Annotated in this window: 1 protein-coding gene; it reads right to left on the reverse strand. The window is 65.9% G+C overall.

All coding sequences use genetic code 11. The annotated features are described in order from the left end of the window. Positions 1-29: 29 nt before the first annotated feature. Entirely contained in the window at positions 30-1,349 is a 1,320-nt protein-coding gene (locus ABZT02_RS46135) for an IS630 family transposase (protein WP_356029476.1), read from the reverse strand. Between the last annotated feature and the right edge of the window lie 73 nt (positions 1,350-1,422).

Below are 1,422 nucleotides of genomic sequence, written 5' to 3' on the forward strand. Positions count from 1 at the left end.
CTAGTGTGCTGCGCCAGAAATCCTGAGGGTTAGTTCTGCTCTGTTTTCTGGCCGGTGGTTCCGACCTTGGTGAGGTAGTCGGCGAGGGAGTTGAGGATCTCGTCGGCGGTCTTGGTCCAGGTGAAGGGCCGCGGGTTCTTGTTCCAGGTGTCGATCCATGCGGTGATGTCGTCCTCCAGCGCCTTCACGGAGGTGTGGACGCCGCGGCGGATGAGCTTGTCGGTGAGCAGGCCGAACCACCGCTCCACCTGGTTCATCCAGGAGGAGCCGGTGGGGGTGAAGTGGACGTGGAAGCGGGGGTGTTTGGCGAGCCACGTCCTGATCTCGGCGGTGTTGTGGGTGGCGTAGTTGTCGCAGACGAGGTGGACGTCGAGCCCGGCGGGCACCGCCTTGTCGATCCGGACCAGGAACTTCTTGAACTCGATCGCCCGGTGGCGGCGGTGCAGTGCCGATATGACGGTGCCGTCGGCGATGTTGAAGGCGGCGAACAGGCTGGTGATGCCATGCCTCAGATAGTCATGGGTACGCCGCTCGGGCATGCCCGGCATCATCGGCAGCACCGGCTGGGACCGGTCCAGCGCCTGGATCTGGCTCTTCTCGTCCACGCAGAGCACGACCGCCTTCTCGGGCGGGTGGTGGTACAGGCCGACGACGTCGACGACCTTGGCGACGAACTGCGGATCGGTGGACAGTTTGAAGGAGTCCTGCAGGTGGGGCTTGAGATCGAACCGCTTCCAGATCCGCCCGATCGTCGATTTCGACAGGCCGGTGCGCTGTGCCATCGAGGCCCGTGACCAGTGCGTGTCCTGGCCCGGGACCGACTCCAGGGTGGCCACGACGACCTCCTCGACCTGGTCGAGGAGGATCGAAGGCGGCCGGCCCGAGCGCGGCTCGTCCTGCAGGCCATCGAGGCGTTTCGCGATGAACCGGGCCCGCCAGCGGTCCACGGTCGACCTGTCGATCCCGAGGTCGGCCGCGGCCTGCTGGTTCGTCCCGCCCTCCGCGCAGCGCAGCACGATCTTGGCTCGTAACGCGAGGAACTGGGCAGTTTTGGCCTGCCGCGCCCACTGTGTCAGCTGCCTGCGCTCGGCCTCGTCGAGGATCAGGTCGGCCTTCGGGCGGCCGATCCAGCCGGCGTCCTCAAGCCCGGCCATCCGCTCTGCGGCGAAAGCCCGGCGCCACTTACCGACCGTCTTGGACTGGACACCGACGAGCCGTGCGACAACAGCGTTTGACATGCCGTCAGCACACGCCAGGATGATGCGGGCCTTCTCGGCCGAGCGCCGGTGCGGCATCTTTGTGCGGCGCACCAACTCGGCGCGCTCCGATTCGGACAGTGTGATCGACACAGCAGAAGGCCCCGGATGCGACATGGCAACAGGGTACTTACTAACCCTCAGGATTTCTGGCGCAGCACACTAG

The sequence above is a fragment of the Streptomyces sp. NPDC005402 genome (assembly GCF_040606575.1).
Taxonomy (GTDB): domain Bacteria; phylum Actinomycetota; class Actinomycetes; order Streptomycetales; family Streptomycetaceae; genus Streptomyces.